An 18,106-nucleotide genomic window follows, 5' to 3' on the forward strand; every position below is an offset into this window, starting at 1 on the left:
GGAAATTCGACCCGGAGGTCTGGTGGAAGTACCGGCGGTCCGTGCGTGGCCGCCCGCAACTGTGCCGCAGGAAGCCGAGTTCGTGCAGCTCGGCGTCGGGGAAGGTGACGGCGCTGCCCTCACCGGCGGTCATGAGCTTGCCGTTCTGGAAGCTGAACGCCGCCACCGAGCCCAGCTCACCGAGCTTCTTACCCTGCCACTGCGCACCGTGCGCGTGCGCCGCGTCCTGGATCAGCGGGACCCCGGCATCCGCGGACAGCTTCGCCAGGGCGTCCATGTCGCAGACCTGGCCCGCCATATGCACCGGCATGATCGCCCGAGTGCGTGGGGTCACCGCAGCTGCCACGGCGGTGACCTCGATGCAGTACGTGTCCGGGTCGATGTCGACCGGCACGGCCACCGCGCCGAGGCGCTGGGCCGCCTGCAAGGAGGAGATGAAGGTGAACGCCGGCACGATGACCTCACTGCCAGGTCCGACCCCCAGGACCTGCAACGCGAGCTCCAACGCATGCGTCCCGTTGGTTACGGCGAGGGCGTGGCTGGCCCCATGGTAGGCAGCGAATTCCCGCTCGAAGGTATCGACCTCGCTGCCACCCATGCGCCACCATTGGCCCTGTTCCAACGCCCGGATCAGACCACCGCGCTCCTCGTCGGAGTACTGCGGCCAGGCTGGCAACTCCGGCGCATGCCGTGCTCTACCGATCACGATCCCCACCCTTTTCTTACCTGTGGCCATACCGTTGTTCTCCGCGCCGGGATCAAGGTTCCGTCGACGGTTCCATTATCGCGACCAGCGAAGGAATCCACACAAGAGGATGCATGACGGACGGTACCTTCAGTACCCCCGGGTTCCCCATCGACCTCCGGACATGACACATCGGCATCAACGGACGGGCTACAAATGAACTCTAGAAGAACATCTCAGCCAATCCGCCCAGCTCACAGGTGTCCAGCAGGTGGCTTTGCTATAAATGTGGGGTTCCGGATAAGAGACGCCGGCCGTCGAGCCGGCCAGCCTGTCTGCGAGGTGCCGTGCCCACGCTACTTCTCCTGAATGGCCCCAATCTGGGCATACTCGGCCGGCGCCAGCCGGAAGTTTACGGCACGGCGACACTGGCCGATATCGAGGCGGCCGTCGCGGCTCGGATCTCGGACCGCGGATGGAAACTGGTCTCCGTGCAACGTGAATCCGAAGGCGAATTGATCAACACCATTCAAGATAATTACGGCTCGATCGGCGCGATCGTCAATCCAGGTGCGCTGATGATGTATGGCTGGAGCCTTCGCGACGCTTTGGCCAACTATCCGAACCCGTGGATCGAGGTCCATCTCTCCAATGTCTGGGCCCGGGAGTCCTTCCGGCACGAATCCATTCTCTCGGCGCTCGCCCGGGGAGTGATCGTCGGCCTGGGGGCCCTCGGGTACGAGCTTGCCGCTCAGGCACTGCTGGACCTCGTCCCCGCGCCGAGCTGAGACGTCCCGCCGGGCCAGGAACGACTCTTCGGATGGCTGGTCACGCGGAGCAGCATTCGTACCCCCTTCCCAACGTGACCAGGCCACCCGCGACGTGGAACTCCCCACGCCAGGCCGGCCGGCTTCGGACGCACGAGTGTCCTCGGCCCGGTGTCATCTCCTCGGCCATGTCGATTCCTCGGCCGTGCCGGTCCGGCTCGGGCTTCCCGGCAGGCCGAAGAACCGGGGTGGCGCATTACTGGCATATGGCCGTACGGCCCTTTAGGGCATTTTTGGACGATGTGTTGCAAAGACCAGACCGGGGCCGCCGTACTTCCGCATCCGTAATGCCGGCGGGAGAGTGCCGCCCATGACGACGCACCCTGTTCATCCCGTTCATGAGGAACGGTCCTCCCAGCGGACGATCATTCGCCGAGATTCGCCGGTGGGCCTGTCGGTGGCGGGCCCCACCACCCCTACCAGGTGACCACCTCCGCCGGGAGCGCGGTGAGCTACTCCTGCGCGGTGAGGGCGTGGGTGGCGGCCGCGGCAACGGCGGGGGCGAGCCGTGGATGGTCGAGGGGAGGCAGCACGCTGCCGGGCGGCGTCTGACCGATGAGGGCGTGCACGGCGGCGAGGCGGGCAGCGGGGGTGACCGGGCGGCGAGTGGTGACGACCGCCCGCAGCAGTCCGGGCAGCGCGTGCAGCGGGCGCGGGCCCGAGGTGGCGCGGGCCAGCGGAGGGGGCGTCTCCGGGCGGGTCCGCAGGACGGGAACGCCCTTGGGCGGCGCCGCCAAGCCGATCAGGTCGACGATCAGATCGAGTTCGGGGGCGAGTAGGTGCAGCGGCTGGATGCCGTAATCGACCGGATCGTAGAGAGTGATCTCGTGGATGCCGACACCGATCAGTAAGCCGGCGAGATCGCCGCCCCGAGCCGGGTCCACGACGGCGACGCGGGCCCGCCCCGGCGCGAGGTCACGCGCCCGGAGATGGTTGAGGACCGCAGCCGCGGCGGCGACGGCGAGACCGTCGTTGACGGTGTCGAGCAGCAGATACGGGGCGGCGGACCGCAGCGCGGCGCGGGCGGCGTCGATACGGCGGACGTGTGTGTGGACCAGGACGGTGGCGGCGAATCCCGGAGCGAGCATGCCGATCGCCGCGGCGAGCTCGGCTGCGGTGTGGGCGGCGATCGGCATGGGGATGACGTCGAACCCGGTCGCCCGGTGCAGGTGGACCGCCTGGGACTCGACCGCTGGCAGGGCCGCCTCAGCGGCCAGCGGCTCGAAGTCCAGGACGGCGCTGCCGTCGGTGAGCAGCGCCACCCGGCGCGGCCGGCCGGTGAACCGGTCGGTGTGCGCCGGGTGCATGGCCAGGTGGCTGATGACGCGGCGATCGGCGTCAGCGTCCAACAACGCAAGATCGTGACCGGTCATGACCGACGCGCGGAGACACTGGGCGAGTTTGCCGGTCGACGCGACGGTGAAGACGGGATCCTCGGTCTGCAACAGATCGGCACCCAGCCGCTCCCGTAGCGCCCGGACCAGCCAGGTCAATGTGGACCCGCTGTCGGCATCCAACGTGATCCGCCGGCCGCCCCCGGGATCCGGCTCGTCCGCGTAGCACGTCACGGGGCCGGGGGCTGCGGCGATGACCGCCTCGATAATCATCGTGGCCCGGTGCGGAACGCGGACCGTGACGCTGTAGGCGGGGTTGACCCCGGCTGGACCGGCTGAACCGGCCGGGACAGCCGGTCCAGAGGGCGTCACGCCGGCTCCACCCGTGCCCGACTCCGTCGGGTGCGCGCCGGTCCCCCAGGCGACCCCTCGGCGGGGCTCCCATCTCCGGGAGTCCCATAGGCGGGGCTCCCGGAGATCGGTCCACCACATTTCATGCTCATGAGGAGCTTGTCTCCGCTTCGCGCAACTCGGCCAACAGCCCGGCCTGCCCGGCCGCCATCTCGATCAGAATCCGCCGGGCCGCGCGCATCAGCTCCGCCACGTCCCCGCCCGCGAGCGCGTACACCACCGTCGGGCCGTCCCGCGTCGCGGTCACGATCCCGGACCGGCGCAGCACCGCGAGCTGTTGGGAAAGGTTCGACGACTCCACCTCGATCGCGGCCAGGAGATCCCGCACCGGCATCGGCCCGTCCTGCAGCAACTCCAGCACCCTAATCCGCACCGGATGTCCAAGCATGCGAAAAAATTCCGCTTTAGCCTGGTGCAACGGAACTCGCCTCGTCACGAGCCACCTCCCGTCGACTCCGCGCAGCTCCGGCCGGGGCCTACCGGCCGAGGTACCAACCTGGCCGGAGTACCGGCGACCGCCCACCCAGAGACCACGTCGGCATGGTGAGCAGCGCCGCGACCCGTTCGCGCCCGATGGCGGCCTTCCCGCCAGTTGCAGAATTTATCAACTGTTCGTTACCACACTTCGGAGCCGGAAAACGGCTCTTTATCGCACGGCACGGCTCCACGGGGGGCGCTGTGTCCAAGATCTCGCTCACCTCATACTTTTGATCATGTAAATTGAAGAAACCTTCAATTTTTCATCCCAGCATACGGGAGGATCGGATCCGCATCGAGACGACAGCGGGGCAGGCCGAGGACTCCCGACCCCCGGCCCCACCCCCATAAGGACGGCCCCGTCACGCTGGTCCAAGCCACTCGGCCGGCTAGAACTCGGCCGGCTCCTGCCCGGCCGGGCCGATATCGAGAGCATGCGCCGCCAGCCAGGCCGTGACCTGCTCGCGGGGATGACCGTTGCGGTGGTCGCGCTGCCGCTCGCGCTGGGATTCGGGGTCTCCTCCGGCCTCGGCGCGACCGCCGGGCTGGTGACGGCGATCGTGGCGGGTGCTCTCGCAGCGGTCTTCGGGGGGTCGAACCTGCAGGTGTCCGGGCCGACCGGCGCGATGACCGCCGTGCTCGTGCCGATCGTGCACCGGCACGGGCCGGCCGGTGTGCTGACCGTCGGGCTGCTCGCCGGGATGATCCTGCTCGCACTCGCAGTCCTGCGGGTCGGCCGCTCCGTGCGATATCGCCGCGGTGATCTTCCTTCAGCAGGTTCCCCCGGCCCTGGGAGTACGCGCCCGGAACGGTGACCGGGTGACCAGCGTGGCCTGGGCGGCTGTAGCCGACTTCGTCCACCGGCCGCACTGGCTCGCACTTGCGCTCGCCGTCGGCGTCGCGGCGACGATGCTGGTCGGCGCCCGGCTGCGGCCCACGGTCCCGCTCTCGCTGCTCGCCGTGGCCCTCGCGACGGCCCTCGTCACGGCCCGCGGGTGGGACGTCACGACCCTCGGCGCGATCCCCGCCACCCTGCCCGGTCCCTCGCTCGGCTTCCTCGACATCACCGCGATCCCGACGCTCGCCACGGCCGCCGTCGCCGTGGCCGCGCTCGCCGCCCTGGAGAGCCTGCTCTCGGCCAGTGTCGCCGACGGGATGACCGTCGGCCAGAACCACGACCCCGACCGGGAGCTGTTCGGCCAAGGGCTGGCCAACCTTGCCGTCCCGCTGTTCGGCGGGGTGCCCGCCACCGGCGCGATCGCCCGCACCGCGGTCAACGTCCGCTCGGGTGCCTCGTCCCGGCTCGCCGCCCTCGCGCACGCCGTGGTCCTCGCCGGGGTGATGCTCGCCGCCGCCCCCCTGGTCGCGTGCATCCCGCTCGCCGCGCTCGCGGGTGTTCTGCTCGCCACGGCGGTGCGGATGGTCGAGGTCTCCTCGTTGCGCACCCTCGGCCGTGCGTCACACTCCGATGCCCTGGTCATGGCGCTGACCGCCGGGGCGACCCTCGCGCTCGACCTCGTCATCGCTGTCGTCCTCGGCCTCACGGTCACCGGCGCCCTCGCCCTGCGCGCGATCGCCCGAACCGCGCGGGTCGAGGAGGTGCCGCTGGACCCTGGCGATCATCACGATTCCGAACACGCGCTGCTCGCCGAGCACATCGTCGCCTACCGTATCGACGGCCCCCTGTTCTTCGCCGCCGCCCACCGCTTCCTGCTGGAGCTCACCGAGGTAGCCGACGTCGAGATCCTCATCCTCCGGCTGTCCCGGGTCAGCGCCGTCGACGGCACCGGCGCCCTCGTCCTGCGCGACGTCATCGACCGGCTCGAACACCGTGGCGTCAAGGTGTATGTGTCAGGGCTGCGACCCGAGCATGCCAAAGCGGTGGCCGCCGTCGGTCTGGTGGACCGGCTACGCGGCCAGGGACGCCTGTTCGACTCCACCCCGTCGGCCATCCAGGCCCGCCCGGGACCATCTCCACCACACCGGCGCCCTGGCTGCCGTCCCCACCGACCTGAGCCGGCGCGGCGTCAGCCGCGGTCGCGCGGCTCGCAACGCAGCTCGCCCCGCAGGGGACTCTGGTCCCACCGACCGGAGGCGGCGATCGACATGACGGATGTGCCCCAGGCAGGAATCGGACCTGCGGCCTACCGCTTAGGAGGCGGTCGCTCTATCCACTGAGCTACTGGGGCCGGCGAGGGACATCGAGTCTGGCTCGTGCAACAGATCATACGGGGTCGCGGAGCGGCCGGCCCGGGGGACACCATGGATCCCGATCGGCAGGGCATCCGCACACCGTCCACAGCCCGCCGACACGCTCGATCTACTGCAACGACCGATTATTACCGAAGGCTCATGACAGCCATCGAGGACCGTGGCCGCCCGGCACTGTGTACCGGCGCGGCGCGGCGCGATCAGCCGAACTGCTCGGCCATCTCGACGAGTTCCTTGCATTTCGGACAGATCGGGAAACGCGAGGGGTCCCGCACCGGTTCGAACTTGTAGCCGCACAACGCCGTAACCCGGCCACCCTCGATGGACGCACGAACGATCTCCTCACGACGGGCGTAGTGAGAGTGATCGTCACCTTCGTCCGTCTGGGTGTTCGATGTCTCAGGCGCGATCTGAGTCGTGCTCATGGCGTCAAGTCTAGTGCCGCGGGCGCCGCACGAGGACACGCCGCCGGACCGAAGCCATGGAACACGTCGTGGAACACCGACCCCGGTCCGCGGGAAGGGGGCGACGGGACATCGAAACCGGCCGGCCGGCATGGCCTTCGGGGGGCAGATGGCTCTTGTGACTCCCGGACGGGGCGTACCCTGGATAAGGACGAAGGAGACCGGTGACTGGATTGATCGACAGTACCGAGATGTACCTCCGAACCCTGTACGAGCTGAGGGAGGAGGGCATCCCCCCGCTGCGCGCGCGTCTGGTGGAGCGCCTGCATGTCAGCGCGCCGGCCGCGAGCGAGTCGACGGCTCGCCTGGCCAACGAGGGGCTGGTGTCCCTCGCCGACGACCGGACCGTGCAGTTCACGGAGAAGGGCCTGCTGCGGGCCACCGCCGTCATGCGCAAGCACCGTTTGGCCGAGCTGCTGCTCACGAAAGTCATTGGGTTGGACTGGGCGCTGGTACACAACGAGGCCTGCCGGTGGGAGCATGTAATCTCCGACGAGGTCGAGGCGCGCCTCACCGTCCTGCTCGGCGATCCAAATCGCTGCCCGTTCGGTAACGAGATCCCGCCTTCCCGGCAGCACCACACCACGGCGCGGCCGACCTCCGCCCCGGTGAGCCTACTGGCGTCGGCCGACCTCGCATCGTCCGGCGGTGGCAGGCCGGTCACGGTGAGCTGGATCTCCGAGCGGTTGCAGACGGACGAAAGCATCATGCGCCGGCTTCAGGACGCCGCGATCGTCCCCGGCGCGCAGATCACGCCGGGCTCCCGCGGCAACCTGATCCACATCGTCACCCCCAACGGCCAGACCAACGCGGAGATCAGCCGTAGCACCGCGGCTCTCGTCTACGTCGACCGCTGACCCGTCGCCCACGGCACCGTCGCCGTCGCCGTCCTGATCGCTTCCGCCGACGGCCGATGGTGTCACGCTCCCGGCCGCACGCCCCCCCGGAAGCTCGACCACCAGATCTTCTCCACCCTGACCACCTCCCCGGTCCGCGGAGCGTGGATCATCTTCCCGCCCCCGATATAGATCCCGACATGATCAAGATCGGCATAGAAGAAGACGAGATCACCGGGAATGAGGCCCGCCCGGTCCACGCGGCGCCCCTCATTCCATTGTGATCCGGTGTAGTGGCTCAGCGAGACCCCGGCCTTCCCCCAGACCCACTGCGTCAGGCCCGAGCAGTCGAAGGACTTCGGCCCCGCCGCGGCCCACACGTAGGGCTTGCCCAGCTGGGCGTATGCCTCCTGCACCGCGCGCGACGCGCCACCGCCGCCCGTCGACGGGGTGGGTGCCGGGGTAGTCGGGGCCGGGGTAGTCGGGGCCGGGGCGAACGCCCGGCCCGCGGCCGCAGCCGCGGCCGACTCCTTCCGATAACGGACCCGTTCGGCCGCGGCCTTCCTGGCCGCCGACGCCGCAGCGGCGGCCTGCGCCGCCCTGCGGGCCCGCGCGGCGGCGGCCTGACGTTCCCTGGCCTGCCGTTCCAGCAATGCGTAGCGGGATTCGAGCCGCTGCAGCAGACTGCGCTGTTCGGCGGCGGACGCCTCGATGGACCGCTTCCGCGCGGCGAGCCGCATGACGATCTTCCTCTTGCCCGCGAGTGCCATGTCATCGCTCCGGCGTGCCTCGGTGAGATCCCGACGCGCGAGCCGCAGGCCGGTGTCCGCCACCCGTTGCCGGCGGGCCAGCGCATCGACCGCACCGGCCCGGTCGAGTACCTGTCGGGGGTCGCCGGTCAGCAGCAACGACAGTTGCCCGAATCCCCCGGCCCGATCCGCCGACACCGCCAACCCCCGATGTTTGTCCGCGGCCTGCCGTACAGCATCGTCAGCACGGTCGACCCGCCCGGCCGCGGCGGCCGCGGCCCGCTCGGCCTCGGCCAGCCGAATACGTTCGGCGTTGAACACCTCGGTGGCAATCGCCGTCTGACGCATGGATTCGTCCAGCCGTACCCGGGTACCGTTGATCTCCGCCTGCAGACTCTCCGGGCTTCCCGGGCTCCCCGGGGCCGACCCGGAGGCCGGAGTCGCCGGCGCCGCCCAGGCGGATCCGGCAGACCCCCAGACAACCGGAGGCCCGGCGACGAGAATGCCGACCAGTCTGAGAACAATGGGCGCTCCGGCTTTCGGGCGCCATCCGGTCGGATCGTTCCCGGTCGGCTGGGGACCGTCGGTCGGGCCGGCGGCGGGAGTCTGCCTTGCGACGTGTTTCGAAGTTCGCTGGCCGAACCGGGATGGCGGGACAGCACGGGGACGGCGGGGCCCGGGGCGCGGTTCGCCGGCGCTATGCCAGCCCTCCGTGGGGACACTGCTCACACTGCCGGATGGTAACTCTATGCAGTTATACAGTCACGGAAGCACGCCGTGACGAGCGGAGAGTCTCCAAGTGCCCACCGCCAGCCGACGAGATCGGGTCACAGGCCACCCAATTTAGCGATTTCACACGTCAGAAACAGCTAAGACATAGGTCGGGAACAGATCTTGCCGACTCTGCGGACCCGAGGATCCGGGACGAGCGCAGCGTGGCCGGGGACCGGGTGAGCGCAGTCCGCGCATCGCGCGGGGAATGACAGGAGAGACATGGACAAATTGAATTCGGGCGATACCGCGTGGATGCTTATCAGTTCCGCGATCGTGCTGTTCATGACGCCCGGACTGGCGTTCTTCTACGGTGGCATGGTCCGAGCGAAGAACGTACTCGGAATGATCATGCAGAATTTTTTCTGCATCGGGATCGTCACGCTGATCTGGTCGGCCATCGGGTTCAGCGTCGCATTCGGCGAGGGTAACGGCTTCTGGGGCGGATTCGACTTCTTCGCGCTCCAGGACCTCTCCGGCAGCGACGGCGCGATCCCGTACGTCGTGTTCGTCGCCTTCCAGCTGATGTTCGCGATCATCACGCCCGCCCTCATCACCGGCGCGATCGCCGATCGGATGAAGTTCAGCGCCTTCGCGATCTTCATCCCGCTCTGGTCGCTGCTGGTCTACTCGCCGATCGCACACTGGGTGTGGGCGAGCAAGGGCTGGTTGTTCGAGCGCGGCGCGTTGGACTTCGCGGGCGGCACGGTCGTCCACGCCAACGCCGGTATCGCGGCGATCGTGCTGGCGCTGATCCTCGGCAAGCGGGCCGGTTGGCCGACCGGCGACTTCCGTCCCCATAACGTCCCGTTCGTTCTCCTGGGCACCGGCATCCTGTGGGTCGGATGGTTCGGGTTCAACGCGGGTTCCGCGCTGGGCGCCAACAAGGTCGCCGGGTACGCCCTGCTCAACACCCAGATCGCGACCGGCGTCGCGATCCTCGGATGGCTCGCGGCCGAGCAGCTGCGCGACGGCAAGGCGACCACCCTGGGAGCCGCGTCCGGCGCGGTCGCGGGTCTGGTAGCCATCACCCCGGCCTGTGGTTTCGTCTCTCCGATGGGTTCGATCGCCGTCGGCGGCATCGCTGGCGTCGTCTGCGCCCTGGCCACCTCGATCAAGGGCAAGGTCGGCATCGACGACTCGCTCGACGTCGGTGCGGTCCACCTGGTCGGCGGTGTGCTCGGCGCCCTGCTGACTGGCCTCTTCGCCACTGTCGACACGAACGAGGCCGGCAAGGACGGCGTCTTCTACGGCGGCCCGTGGAGCGTCTTCGGGGAGCAGGCGCTCGCCGTTGGCGCGACGCTGGGCTACTCGGCCGTCGTGACGGCAATCATCGCTCTCGCCCTGAAGTACACCATCGGTCTCCGGCTGAACGCCGACGACGAGATCGCCGGCATGGACGAGGCGTTGCACGGGGAGACGGCGTACCGCTTCACGTCCATCGGCGGTAGCGGCTCGCTGCCCACGAGCAGCATCAGCCCCGTCAAGGTGCCCGAGGAGGCCCAGGCATGACCAAGCTCGTCACCGCCGTCATCAAGCCGTTCAAGGTCGACGACGTGAAGGCGGCGCTCGAGACCCTGGGCGTGCACGGACTGACGATCTCCGAGGTCCAGGGCTACGGCCGGCAGAAAGGCCACACCGAGGTCTACCGCGGCGCCGAGTACAAGGTCGACTTCGTGCCGAAGATCAAGATCGAGGTGGTCGTCGCGGACGGGGCGGTCGACGATCTGGTCGCGGCGATCACGTCGTCGGCGCAGACCGGCAAGATCGGCGACGGCAAGATCTGGGTCGTTCCGGTCGAGTCGGTGGTACGGGTCCGTACCGGCGAGCGGGGGGCGGACGCGCTGTAGTAGTGCCGGGCGTGGCAACGCCACCGCGGCACGGCTCCACCGCACCACCCGACTCCATCCATCACCGTTACCACGCACCACCCGGCACCACGCACCACCCGCGACACGCACCACCCGCGACACCACACGATCCGGCACCACCCGAGACCACAGTTGCGCTGGTGCGCGTTTCTGTGTCCTCGGCTCGGCGCTCCGCTGGCCGTGATCGCTCCAGATTCGAGATCGATCACGGCCAGACGGCCGAACGGAGGAGGACAGCCATGACGGACCGCCTGGAGATCCTCAAGGGCCGCTCCGAGCGCCTGCCCACGGCGACCGGCCCACGGCTGCGCCGCATCCTCACCGACCTCGCCGACCATGCCCTAGTCGACCTGTTCGGCGATCCCGGGCCGGGAATGGCCCTAGTGGCCGTCGGCGGCTACGGACGCGCGGAGCCCGCGTTCGGCAGCGATCTCGACCTCGTCCTCGTCCACGACGGCAAACAGAACGACATCTCCGCCGTCGCCGACGCGGTCTGGTATCCGCTGTGGGATTCGGGGGTGGGCCTCGATCACAGCGTGCGCACCGTCGACGAGGCCATCATGGTGGCCGACGGTGACCTCAAGGCCGCGCTCGGCCTGCTCGACGCCCGCCACGTCGCGGGTGACGCGACGCTGGCCACGCAACTCGCCCAGCGGGCTCGCGCCCGGTGGCGGTCCCATGCCCCGAAACGACTGCCCGAGCTCGCCGAGGCCGTCGCGGAACGGGCCGCCCGGCTCGGTGAGGTCGCGTTCCTGCTCGAACCCGACCTGAAGGAATCCCGCGGCGGACTACGTGACGTCCATGCCCTGCACGCCCTCGCGGCGGCCTGGGTCGCCGAGTCCCCCTCCGAGCGGGTAACCGCCGCCGGTCAGGTGCTGCTCGATGCCCGCGGCGAGATCCGCCGGCTGAGTCGGGGACGAGCCCACGATCGGCTCCTGCTCCAGGACTCCGAGGCGGTCGCCACCATGCTCGGCTACGCCGACGCGCTCGCACTCGCGCACGCGGTCGCCGACGCCGGACGCGCCATCTCCTGGACCTGGGACACCACCTGGTACCGGGTCGCGGCCGGCCTGCGGTCGGTGGCGCGGTGGCGCGGTGGCGGCCGGCGGCCAGCCCGCCGCCCCCTCGGCGAAGGGGTGGTCGACCAGGACGGCGAGGTCCAGCTCGCCCGGGACGTCGATCCGGCGAAGGACCCGGTCCTGGTGCTGCGGGCCGCCGCCGCGGCCGCACGAAGCGGGCTCCCGCTGGGCCGCTACGCCGTCGACCGGCTGGCCCGGGAGGCTCCACCGATGCCCGACCCCTGGCCTGACGCCGCCCGTGACGCGCTGGTCACGCTGCTGGCCACCGGCGACGCGGCCGTGGGGGTGCTGGAATCCCTCGACCAGGTGGGGCTGCTCGTCCGGCTCATCCCGGAGTGGGCGGCGGTGCGCAGCAGACCACAACGCAATCCCTACCACCGTTACACCGTCGACCGGCATCTGATGGAGGCCGCGGCGCGGGCCGCCGCGCACACCCGCGAGGTGGACCGGCCGGATCTGTTGCTGCTCGGCGCCCTCCTGCACGACATCGGTAAGGGCTTCTCCGGCGACCACACCGACGCGGGCATCGTGCAGATCGAACGGATCGGCCCGCGGCTGGGCCTGCCGCCCGAGGACGTTGACGTGCTTGTCGCCATGGTCCGCCACCACCTGCTTCTCGGCGAGGCCGCGACCAGGCGGGACATCGACGATCCCGGGACAATCGAGAGCGTCGCCGCGTCCGCCGGCAGCGTGCGGATCCTCACCCTGCTGCACCGACTGACCGAAGCCGACTCCCGGGCCACCGGCCCGACCGCGTGGAACGCCTGGAAGGCGCGGCTGATCGGTGACCTCGTCGAGCGGGCCCGGGCCGTCCTCGGCGGCGAGCGGGTCCCGTGTCCCCCGCACCTCGACGATCGGCAGCGTGGTCTGCTCGCGCTGCCCGACGAGCACGTCGTCCAGGTCAATCCGCTGCCGGACGAGGGCATGTTCGAGATCGTGGTGGTCAGCGCCGACCACGTCGGACTGCTGGCGATCATCGCTGGTGTCCTTGCGCTGAACCGGTTGGACATCCGGCGGGCCTCGGCCCGGAGGAACGGCGGTCGGGCGCTGCTGCAGGCCGCCGTGGCCGCGCCGCACGGACGGGTACCGGAGCCGGCGCGGCTGCTCGCCGACCTGCGGGCCGCGCTCGCCGGCACCCTCGACGTCGCCGGTCGGCTCGCCGCCCGGGAACGCGACTACGCCGGGGCCAAGCGGTGGACCACGCCCGGCGCACCTCAGGTGATCTTCGATGACGACCTGGGATCGATGACCGTGATCGAGGTACGCGCCCCCGACCAGGCCGGCGTGCTGTACCGGATCGTACGGGCGCTGTCCGGGTTGCGCCTCGATGTCGCCACCGCCATCGTCGCGACCCTCGGACTAGACGTGGTGGACGCCTTCTACGTGCGGGAGGCCGATGGTGGTCCGGTGGCGGACGGCGGACGGCGCCGTGAGATCGCGGACGCGATCCTCGCGGCCCTGGGACCGATGGAACCCATGGACCGCGCGGAACCGGCCGGCCGGACCACACAGACGTGATCCAGCCCACCGGGATCCGCTCGGACCAAGCGTCAGCACCGTCGTGGGAGACGCTATGATGAGCAGGCACGTTGGGAGGCTTCGCCTAGTCCGGTCTATGGCGCCGCACTGCTAATGCGGTTGGGGGCATACACCCCCTCCGGGGTTCAAATCCCCGAGCCTCCGCATCGACCAGGCGTTTTGAACGTACGTTCGAGACGCCTGGACAATTTCAAGATCATGCATCTCTAGTCGGCGGCAGTGGCCTCGGCGGGACCACGGACGGGCGAGTCGAAACGAGGGAATCCCACGGGCCGGAGCCGTCACAGGTCATCTTCGACGGGGGCTGTCTGGTCTTTGTGGGCGCCGCGCATGGTGGGGAAGAGGACGACATCGCGGAGAGTCGGGGCGTCGGTGAGCAGGGCAACGAACCGGTCGATGCCGAGCCCGAGGCCGGACATCGGGGGCATCCCGTATTCCATGGCCTCGATGAAGTCCTCTTCGAGCATCATGGTCTCGTCGTCACCGGCCTCCCGCAGCGCGGCCTGTTCCTCAAGCCGCTGCCGCTGTTCGGCGGGGTCGACGAGTTCGGAGTAGGCCTTGACGATCTCCACGCCGTTCACCACGACCTGGAACATGTCAAGCGCGGTGGGATCGGTGTCGCTGCGCCGGGCCAGCGGGACTAGTTCCGCTGGGTGGTGCACGAGGAAGCACGGCTGGACGAGATCGGGTCGGACCGTCTTCTTGTAAAGCAAGTCTACCAGGCCAGCGTAGGACGGGGAGGTTCCGACGTCCAGGCCGAGTTCGGCCACCCGGGCGCGCAGAGTGGGAAGATCACGGACGACGGTGAGGTCGATGCCGGTGCGCCGCTCCACCTCGGCCCGGTAGTCGATCTCCGGCCAGTCGGTGCCGAAGTCGAGCTTGACACCCTCGTAGGTAACCGCCCGGGTGCCGAGGACGTCGTCGAGGACCGTGAGGATCAGTTCGCGGACGAAGGCCATGTTGTCGTGGTAGTCCCAGTAGGCGGCGTACCACTCCAGCATCGTGAACTCCTGGAGGTGCGAGGAGTCCATGCCTTCGTTGCGGAAGTTGCGGCCGAGTTCGTAGACGCGGTCGTAGGCGCCGACGACGATCCGCTTGAGATAGGTCTCGGGGGAGATCCGCAGGTAGAAGTCCTCACCGAGGGCGTTATGCCTGGTGATGAACGGGCGGGCCGCGGCGCCGGACGCTGCCTCTTGCAGCATCGGGGTTTCGACTTCGAGGAAGTCGTTGTCGTCAAGGAAACGCCGAATCCGCCTGATGATGTTCGCTCTGGTCTGGAAGCGTTCCCGGGACTCGGCGTTGACGAGCAGGTCGAGGTAGCGGCGGCGGTAGCGGGCCTCGACGTTGGACAGGCCCTGCCACTTGTCCGGAAGGGCACGCACGGTCCGGTTCAGCACCGTCATCTCGGAGATGGCGACGGTCCGTTCGCCGCGGCGGGTGGTGTAGAGGCTGCCGGCGACCCCGACGAAGTCGCCGATCTTCACAGCCCGGGACCATTCCTTGACGACCTCGGCACCCAGATCGGTCTTGGACAGGGAAACCTGCACCCGGCCGCTACGGTCCTGGAGATGCCCGAAGATCAGCCCGCCCATACGGCGCCACAGGACCACGCGGCCGGCGAGACGGACAGCCGTCCCGTCGGGAGCGGCTGCGGCATCGGCCGCGACCGCGTCGGTCCGGTAGCCGGACCGCGGCCCCGCCACCTCGGTTACCCCGGACTCCTCGATCGACATCAACACACCCTCTTGCCGCAGAAAGCACCAGCTAGCCACGAGGGTGGCGTTGCGTGAACGCTCCCGGGCGGGCCAGGCGACGGACCGCCATCCTGTAGATGACTGCTCCAGAGATGACTGCTCCAGCCTACCGACCCTCAGCGAACCACAGCCGGCGTAGGTCATCCTGATAGTGGTCGATCGTGGTTTCCGCGAGATGCCGGGCACGGCCAGCTCCATGATCGCGAAACGCTCGGACGCCGACGCCGCCAGGGGCGGCAGGGCTTGTTCCTTTGACGGCGGGTATCACGATTGGTGGCGGGTATCACGACAGTCAAACGCTCTTCTGCGCCTTGTTTTGTTCACATCCGTCCGGAAATGTTCTCCAATGGGTTGGGTGTGACCGGGTTGGGTTCGACAGGTTGAGGTGAATAGGGTGGTCATCGCGTGAAGGTGCTGCTCTACACCGACACAGCCGGCCGTGGGGGCGCCGAGATCAGCCTGGGCAATCTCGCGGCGGCGGCGGATCCGGGCCTGGACGTCCAGGTTGCCGGTTCCGACGCCGGGCTGGTCGAATGGGTCGCCGGCCGTCGGCGCGGCGGCGCGTCCGTCCATGTCGTGCGCGGGGGGACTGGCGCGCACGTGCGGCTGCTGCGCCGGGTACGCCCCGACGTCCTGCACGTCAACCGGTGTGTGCCGTGGGCGTGCGCGCCGATGCTGGCCGCCGGTCTGGCGGCCGGAGTGGCCGGTTGCGATCTGCGGGTCGTCGCCGTCGATCAGCTTCCGCTGCGGACGACTGACTTGCCGCTGCTCCTGCGGACCAGGGCGCTGTCGCCGCGGGCGGACGCTCGGGTCGCCGTGGGAGCCGGCAGCGCGCGACGGGTGGAGGACTTCTACGTCCTGGGACGCGGTTCGGTGTGCAGCATCCCGAATGGTGTCCCCGACCTCGGCGCCCCGCCGCACCGGCCGGCCAGGCCGGGCCCGATGGTGGTAGGTAGCCTCGGCCGGCTCGATCGGATGAAGGGCTATGACGTGCTCATCGCCGCTCTGGCCACGATGGACGGGGCGAACGTGGTTGTCGTCGGTGACGGGGCCGAGCGCCGCCAGCTGATCGAGTTCGCGGCGGCCAGCGGGGTGGCCGACCGGTTCGCCCTCGCCGGCTGGTCCGACGCGGCGCGCGGCGCCCTAGCCGGCTTCGACGTCTTCTGCCTGCCGTCCAGGACGGAGGGCTTTCCGCTGACGATCGTCGAGGCGATGCTATCCAGGCTGCCGGTGGTGGCGACAGCGGTCGGCGGCGTCCCCGAAGCAGTGATCGACGGCGAGACCGGGCTGCTCGTGCCCGCTGGCGACCCGGCCGCCCTGGCCGCTGCGCTGTGCCGGTTGCGGGATGATCCGCTCCTGCGCCACCGGCTGGGGGAACGGGCACGGCAGGCGGCCGTGAGCACCTTCACCGACCGCCAGATGGCCCGCGCCTACCTCACGCTCTGGGAACGGTGCCGCTCGCAGCCGCGGGCCTCTCGCCTGCGGCCCGAACCGCCGCGCCCATGACCTTGAACTGACCGCGAATTCGGGAACTGACGGAAATCTACGAACTGACCACACATCCAGCTCAGGCTTCGCCGGACCTCGTGCCCGGACCAGACCCCGCTCCGGCTCAGTGTGGCTCTCCAGTGGCGTCCGGCAGGCCGCGGCGCGCCAATGCCATCAGCTCCGGCCAGGCGGCCCGCAGGTTGCGGCGCAGCGCGGGCGCCTGCGCGAGAACGGTGCGGAGCACATCGGCGAGACGCTCGCCAGCACAGGCCTGGGCGGGTTCGAGTTCACACCATGCCGGCAGCCTCGCGCTTTCCAGCAGGCCCGAGAACTTGTCCTGGTAGCCGACCGCCAGAGGGGGGACAGCCTGGCTGATCGCCGCAACCGCCAGATGCATCCGACCGGTGAGGACCATGTCCACCGCACCTACGAGTGCCTTGGCTCCGGCCGGTCCGGCGTCGGTGTGCAGCACGTGGGCACGTCCGGGTTCCCGCTCGTCCAGCCGGCGGTGCAGCCGCTCGGCGAGCATCAGATCGCCTTGTTCCCCGCGCCGATCGTGCGGGATCAGCAGCCACGACGTGCCGGCCAACCCGGCATCGCCCAGCCCGTCCACGTACCCGTCGAACAGCCCGGGAACCCGGCCCGCTACCAGCTGGTTGATGTTCACTGCGCCCACCCGGCGGCCGTCGGCGCGCTGCCGGTCCAGCCATACCCGCGCCGGCGCCCCACCGGGCTGGTGGAGATCCGGCTCGAGCAGGAAAGCCAGCTCGGCGACCAGTTCGGCGGTGATGCCGAGCGTGGCCAGCCGGGCCTGGGAGTGCGGGTCCCGCGCGCACACCCGCACATGTCCGCTCAGGCAACGCAGCGCGCGGGCTGCGGCCAGATCTGCCTGTGCCCGCCAGCTGTGCCCCAGCAGGGTGACCTGGGCGCCGGCGTGCAGGCTCAGCGCGGCCAGCTACGCGTAGCGGACCGCGAGCTCGGCACCGTAGGCTCCGTCCAGGATGTCCGCACCGAGGATGTGGACCTCGGTGACCGATGCGAGCAGCGGGACCATGCCCAGCCACGCATCCCAGGCGGCCGCGCCCCGTGCCAGCAGCACCGGTTCCAGATCTCCTGCGGGAGCCGTCCCCAGCGTGCGCTGCCAGGATGGGGCGCCGACGTCAACGTAGCGGCAGTACGCACCGTGCCGGGCCGCAAGCGCCGCCCAGGCGACACGCATCATGGCCTCATCCCCGAGGCTGCCCCAACCGGCCGGTGGCACCAGCAGGGCTGCCGGCCGAGCGCCGCCCGCCCGCAGCTCCGTCGGGGGCCACCCCCGCTCGCCGGCAAGGTCCCGGAGCAGGGTGGCAGGGCCGCACCCGGCGCCACCCTCGTAGCTGCCACTTTCAGGAACAATTCGCCCCGGCCTGTGAGCGGCCTCGTCACCAACCACAGAGAACACCCTTCCGTCATCCCCGCCCGATTCATCGAGGAGTACCTACCCAATACCTGTGAGTGATGACTGGCGTTGCGCCACTCGCGTTATCCTGACCCGGCCGGGTAGCGATCAGGTACGGCTGATGGGGACGTTTCGGGTATGATTGGCGGGGACATTCTTGAGGATCTGGATC

General features: G+C 69.6%; 14 protein-coding genes, 2 tRNA genes and 1 pseudogene. 8 read left to right on the forward strand and 9 right to left on the reverse strand.

The genetic code is table 11. From position 1 onward, the window contains the following. Positions 1–706 (reverse strand): aminotransferase class I/II-fold pyridoxal phosphate-dependent enzyme (locus AC08OQ_RS08050; RefSeq protein WP_476611970.1); only part of this gene is annotated, 706 nt, incomplete at its 3' end. 326 nt (positions 707–1,032) lie between these two features. Between AC08OQ_RS08050 and AC08OQ_RS08055 the strand changes: the two genes are divergently transcribed. Continuing rightward, the gene (locus AC08OQ_RS08055; protein WP_462188008.1) at positions 1,033–1,473 is read left to right on the forward strand and encodes a type II 3-dehydroquinate dehydratase; all 441 of its coding nucleotides are present in this window, start codon (positions 1,033–1,035) and stop codon (positions 1,471–1,473) included. A 491-nt stretch (positions 1,474–1,964) separates the two neighbouring features. On the opposite strand, the gene AC08OQ_RS08060 is transcribed toward AC08OQ_RS08055, so the two are convergent. Beyond that, complete coding sequence (locus AC08OQ_RS08060; RefSeq protein WP_462203930.1) at positions 1,965–3,218, reverse strand: malic enzyme-like protein; 1,254 nt, start codon at positions 3,216–3,218, stop codon at positions 1,965–1,967. A gap of 127 nt (positions 3,219–3,345) precedes the next feature. Then, positions 3,346–3,693, reverse strand: coding sequence for an ArsR/SmtB family transcription factor (locus AC08OQ_RS08065; protein ID WP_476599799.1), 348 nt, complete (start codon positions 3,691–3,693; stop codon positions 3,346–3,348). Between the two features lie 511 nt (positions 3,694–4,204). Here AC08OQ_RS08065 and AC08OQ_RS08070 point away from each other — a divergent pair. Beyond that, positions 4,205–5,612, forward strand: a pseudogene (locus tag AC08OQ_RS08070) (SulP family inorganic anion transporter); the annotation flags it as partial. A gap of 238 nt (positions 5,613–5,850) precedes the next feature. Here AC08OQ_RS08070 and AC08OQ_RS08075 read toward each other — a convergent pair. Further along, positions 5,851–5,923 (reverse strand) — tRNA-Arg (locus tag AC08OQ_RS08075). A 222-nt stretch (positions 5,924–6,145) separates the two neighbouring features. Then, complete coding sequence (locus AC08OQ_RS08080) at positions 6,146–6,370, reverse strand: DUF3039 domain-containing protein (protein ID WP_023839854.1); 225 nt, start codon at positions 6,368–6,370, stop codon at positions 6,146–6,148. 203 nt (positions 6,371–6,573) lie between these two features. Between AC08OQ_RS08080 and AC08OQ_RS08085 the strand changes: the two genes are divergently transcribed. Further along, positions 6,574–7,266, forward strand: coding sequence for a metal-dependent transcriptional regulator (locus tag AC08OQ_RS08085; RefSeq protein WP_476599798.1), 693 nt, complete (start codon positions 6,574–6,576; stop codon positions 7,264–7,266). Positions 7,267–7,328: 62 nt separating this feature from the next. On the opposite strand, the gene AC08OQ_RS08090 is transcribed toward AC08OQ_RS08085, so the two are convergent. Next, positions 7,329–8,342, reverse strand: a complete 1,014-nt coding sequence (locus AC08OQ_RS08090; RefSeq protein ID WP_476599796.1) for a C40 family peptidase — start codon at positions 8,340–8,342, stop codon at positions 7,329–7,331. A gap of 645 nt (positions 8,343–8,987) precedes the next feature. On the opposite strand from AC08OQ_RS08090, the gene AC08OQ_RS08095 reads away from it, so the two are divergent. The 4 genes from AC08OQ_RS08095 (at position 8,988) to AC08OQ_RS08110 (ending at position 13,398) form a co-directional block, all read left to right on the forward strand. After that, positions 8,988–10,277 carry an ammonium transporter gene (locus AC08OQ_RS08095; protein ID WP_476599794.1) on the forward strand — a complete coding sequence of 430 codons (1,290 nt, stop codon included), beginning with the start codon at positions 8,988–8,990 and terminating at the stop codon, positions 10,275–10,277. Then, positions 10,274–10,615: a P-II family nitrogen regulator gene (locus tag AC08OQ_RS08100; RefSeq protein ID WP_011434886.1), complete on the forward strand. Its 342-nt coding sequence runs from the start codon at positions 10,274–10,276 to the stop codon at positions 10,613–10,615. Before AC08OQ_RS08095 ends, AC08OQ_RS08100 begins: the two co-directional genes overlap by 4 nt. Positions 10,616–10,875: 260 nt before the next feature. Continuing rightward, positions 10,876–13,233 (forward strand): [protein-PII] uridylyltransferase, encoded by a 2,358-nt coding sequence (locus AC08OQ_RS08105; RefSeq protein ID WP_476599792.1) that lies wholly within the window; start codon positions 10,876–10,878, stop codon positions 13,231–13,233. Between the two features lie 74 nt (positions 13,234–13,307). After that, positions 13,308–13,398: transfer RNA gene (locus AC08OQ_RS08110), tRNA-Ser, on the forward strand. Positions 13,399–13,535: 137 nt separating this feature from the next. On the opposite strand, the gene lysS is transcribed toward AC08OQ_RS08110, so the two are convergent. Continuing rightward, complete coding sequence (gene lysS, locus AC08OQ_RS08115) at positions 13,536–14,987, reverse strand: lysine--tRNA ligase (RefSeq protein ID WP_476599790.1); 1,452 nt, start codon at positions 14,985–14,987, stop codon at positions 13,536–13,538. A gap of 426 nt (positions 14,988–15,413) precedes the next feature. Between lysS and AC08OQ_RS08120 the strand changes: the two genes are divergently transcribed. Continuing rightward, entirely contained in the window at positions 15,414–16,514 is a 1,101-nt protein-coding gene (locus AC08OQ_RS08120; protein WP_476599788.1) for a glycosyltransferase family 4 protein, read from the forward strand. Between the two features lie 106 nt (positions 16,515–16,620). On the opposite strand, the gene AC08OQ_RS08125 is transcribed toward AC08OQ_RS08120, so the two are convergent. Together AC08OQ_RS08125 and AC08OQ_RS08130 are read right to left on the reverse strand one after the other, a co-directional pair. Then, positions 16,621–17,451 (reverse strand): polysaccharide pyruvyl transferase family protein, encoded by an 831-nt coding sequence (locus AC08OQ_RS08125; protein ID WP_476605692.1) that lies wholly within the window; start codon positions 17,449–17,451, stop codon positions 16,621–16,623. Beyond that, the gene (locus tag AC08OQ_RS08130; protein WP_476599786.1) at positions 17,452–17,937 is read right to left on the reverse strand and encodes a hypothetical protein; all 486 of its coding nucleotides are present in this window, start codon (positions 17,935–17,937) and stop codon (positions 17,452–17,454) included. Positions 17,938–18,106 lie beyond the last annotated feature (169 nt).

Source organism: Frankia sp. CcCS3 (assembly GCF_977927575.1).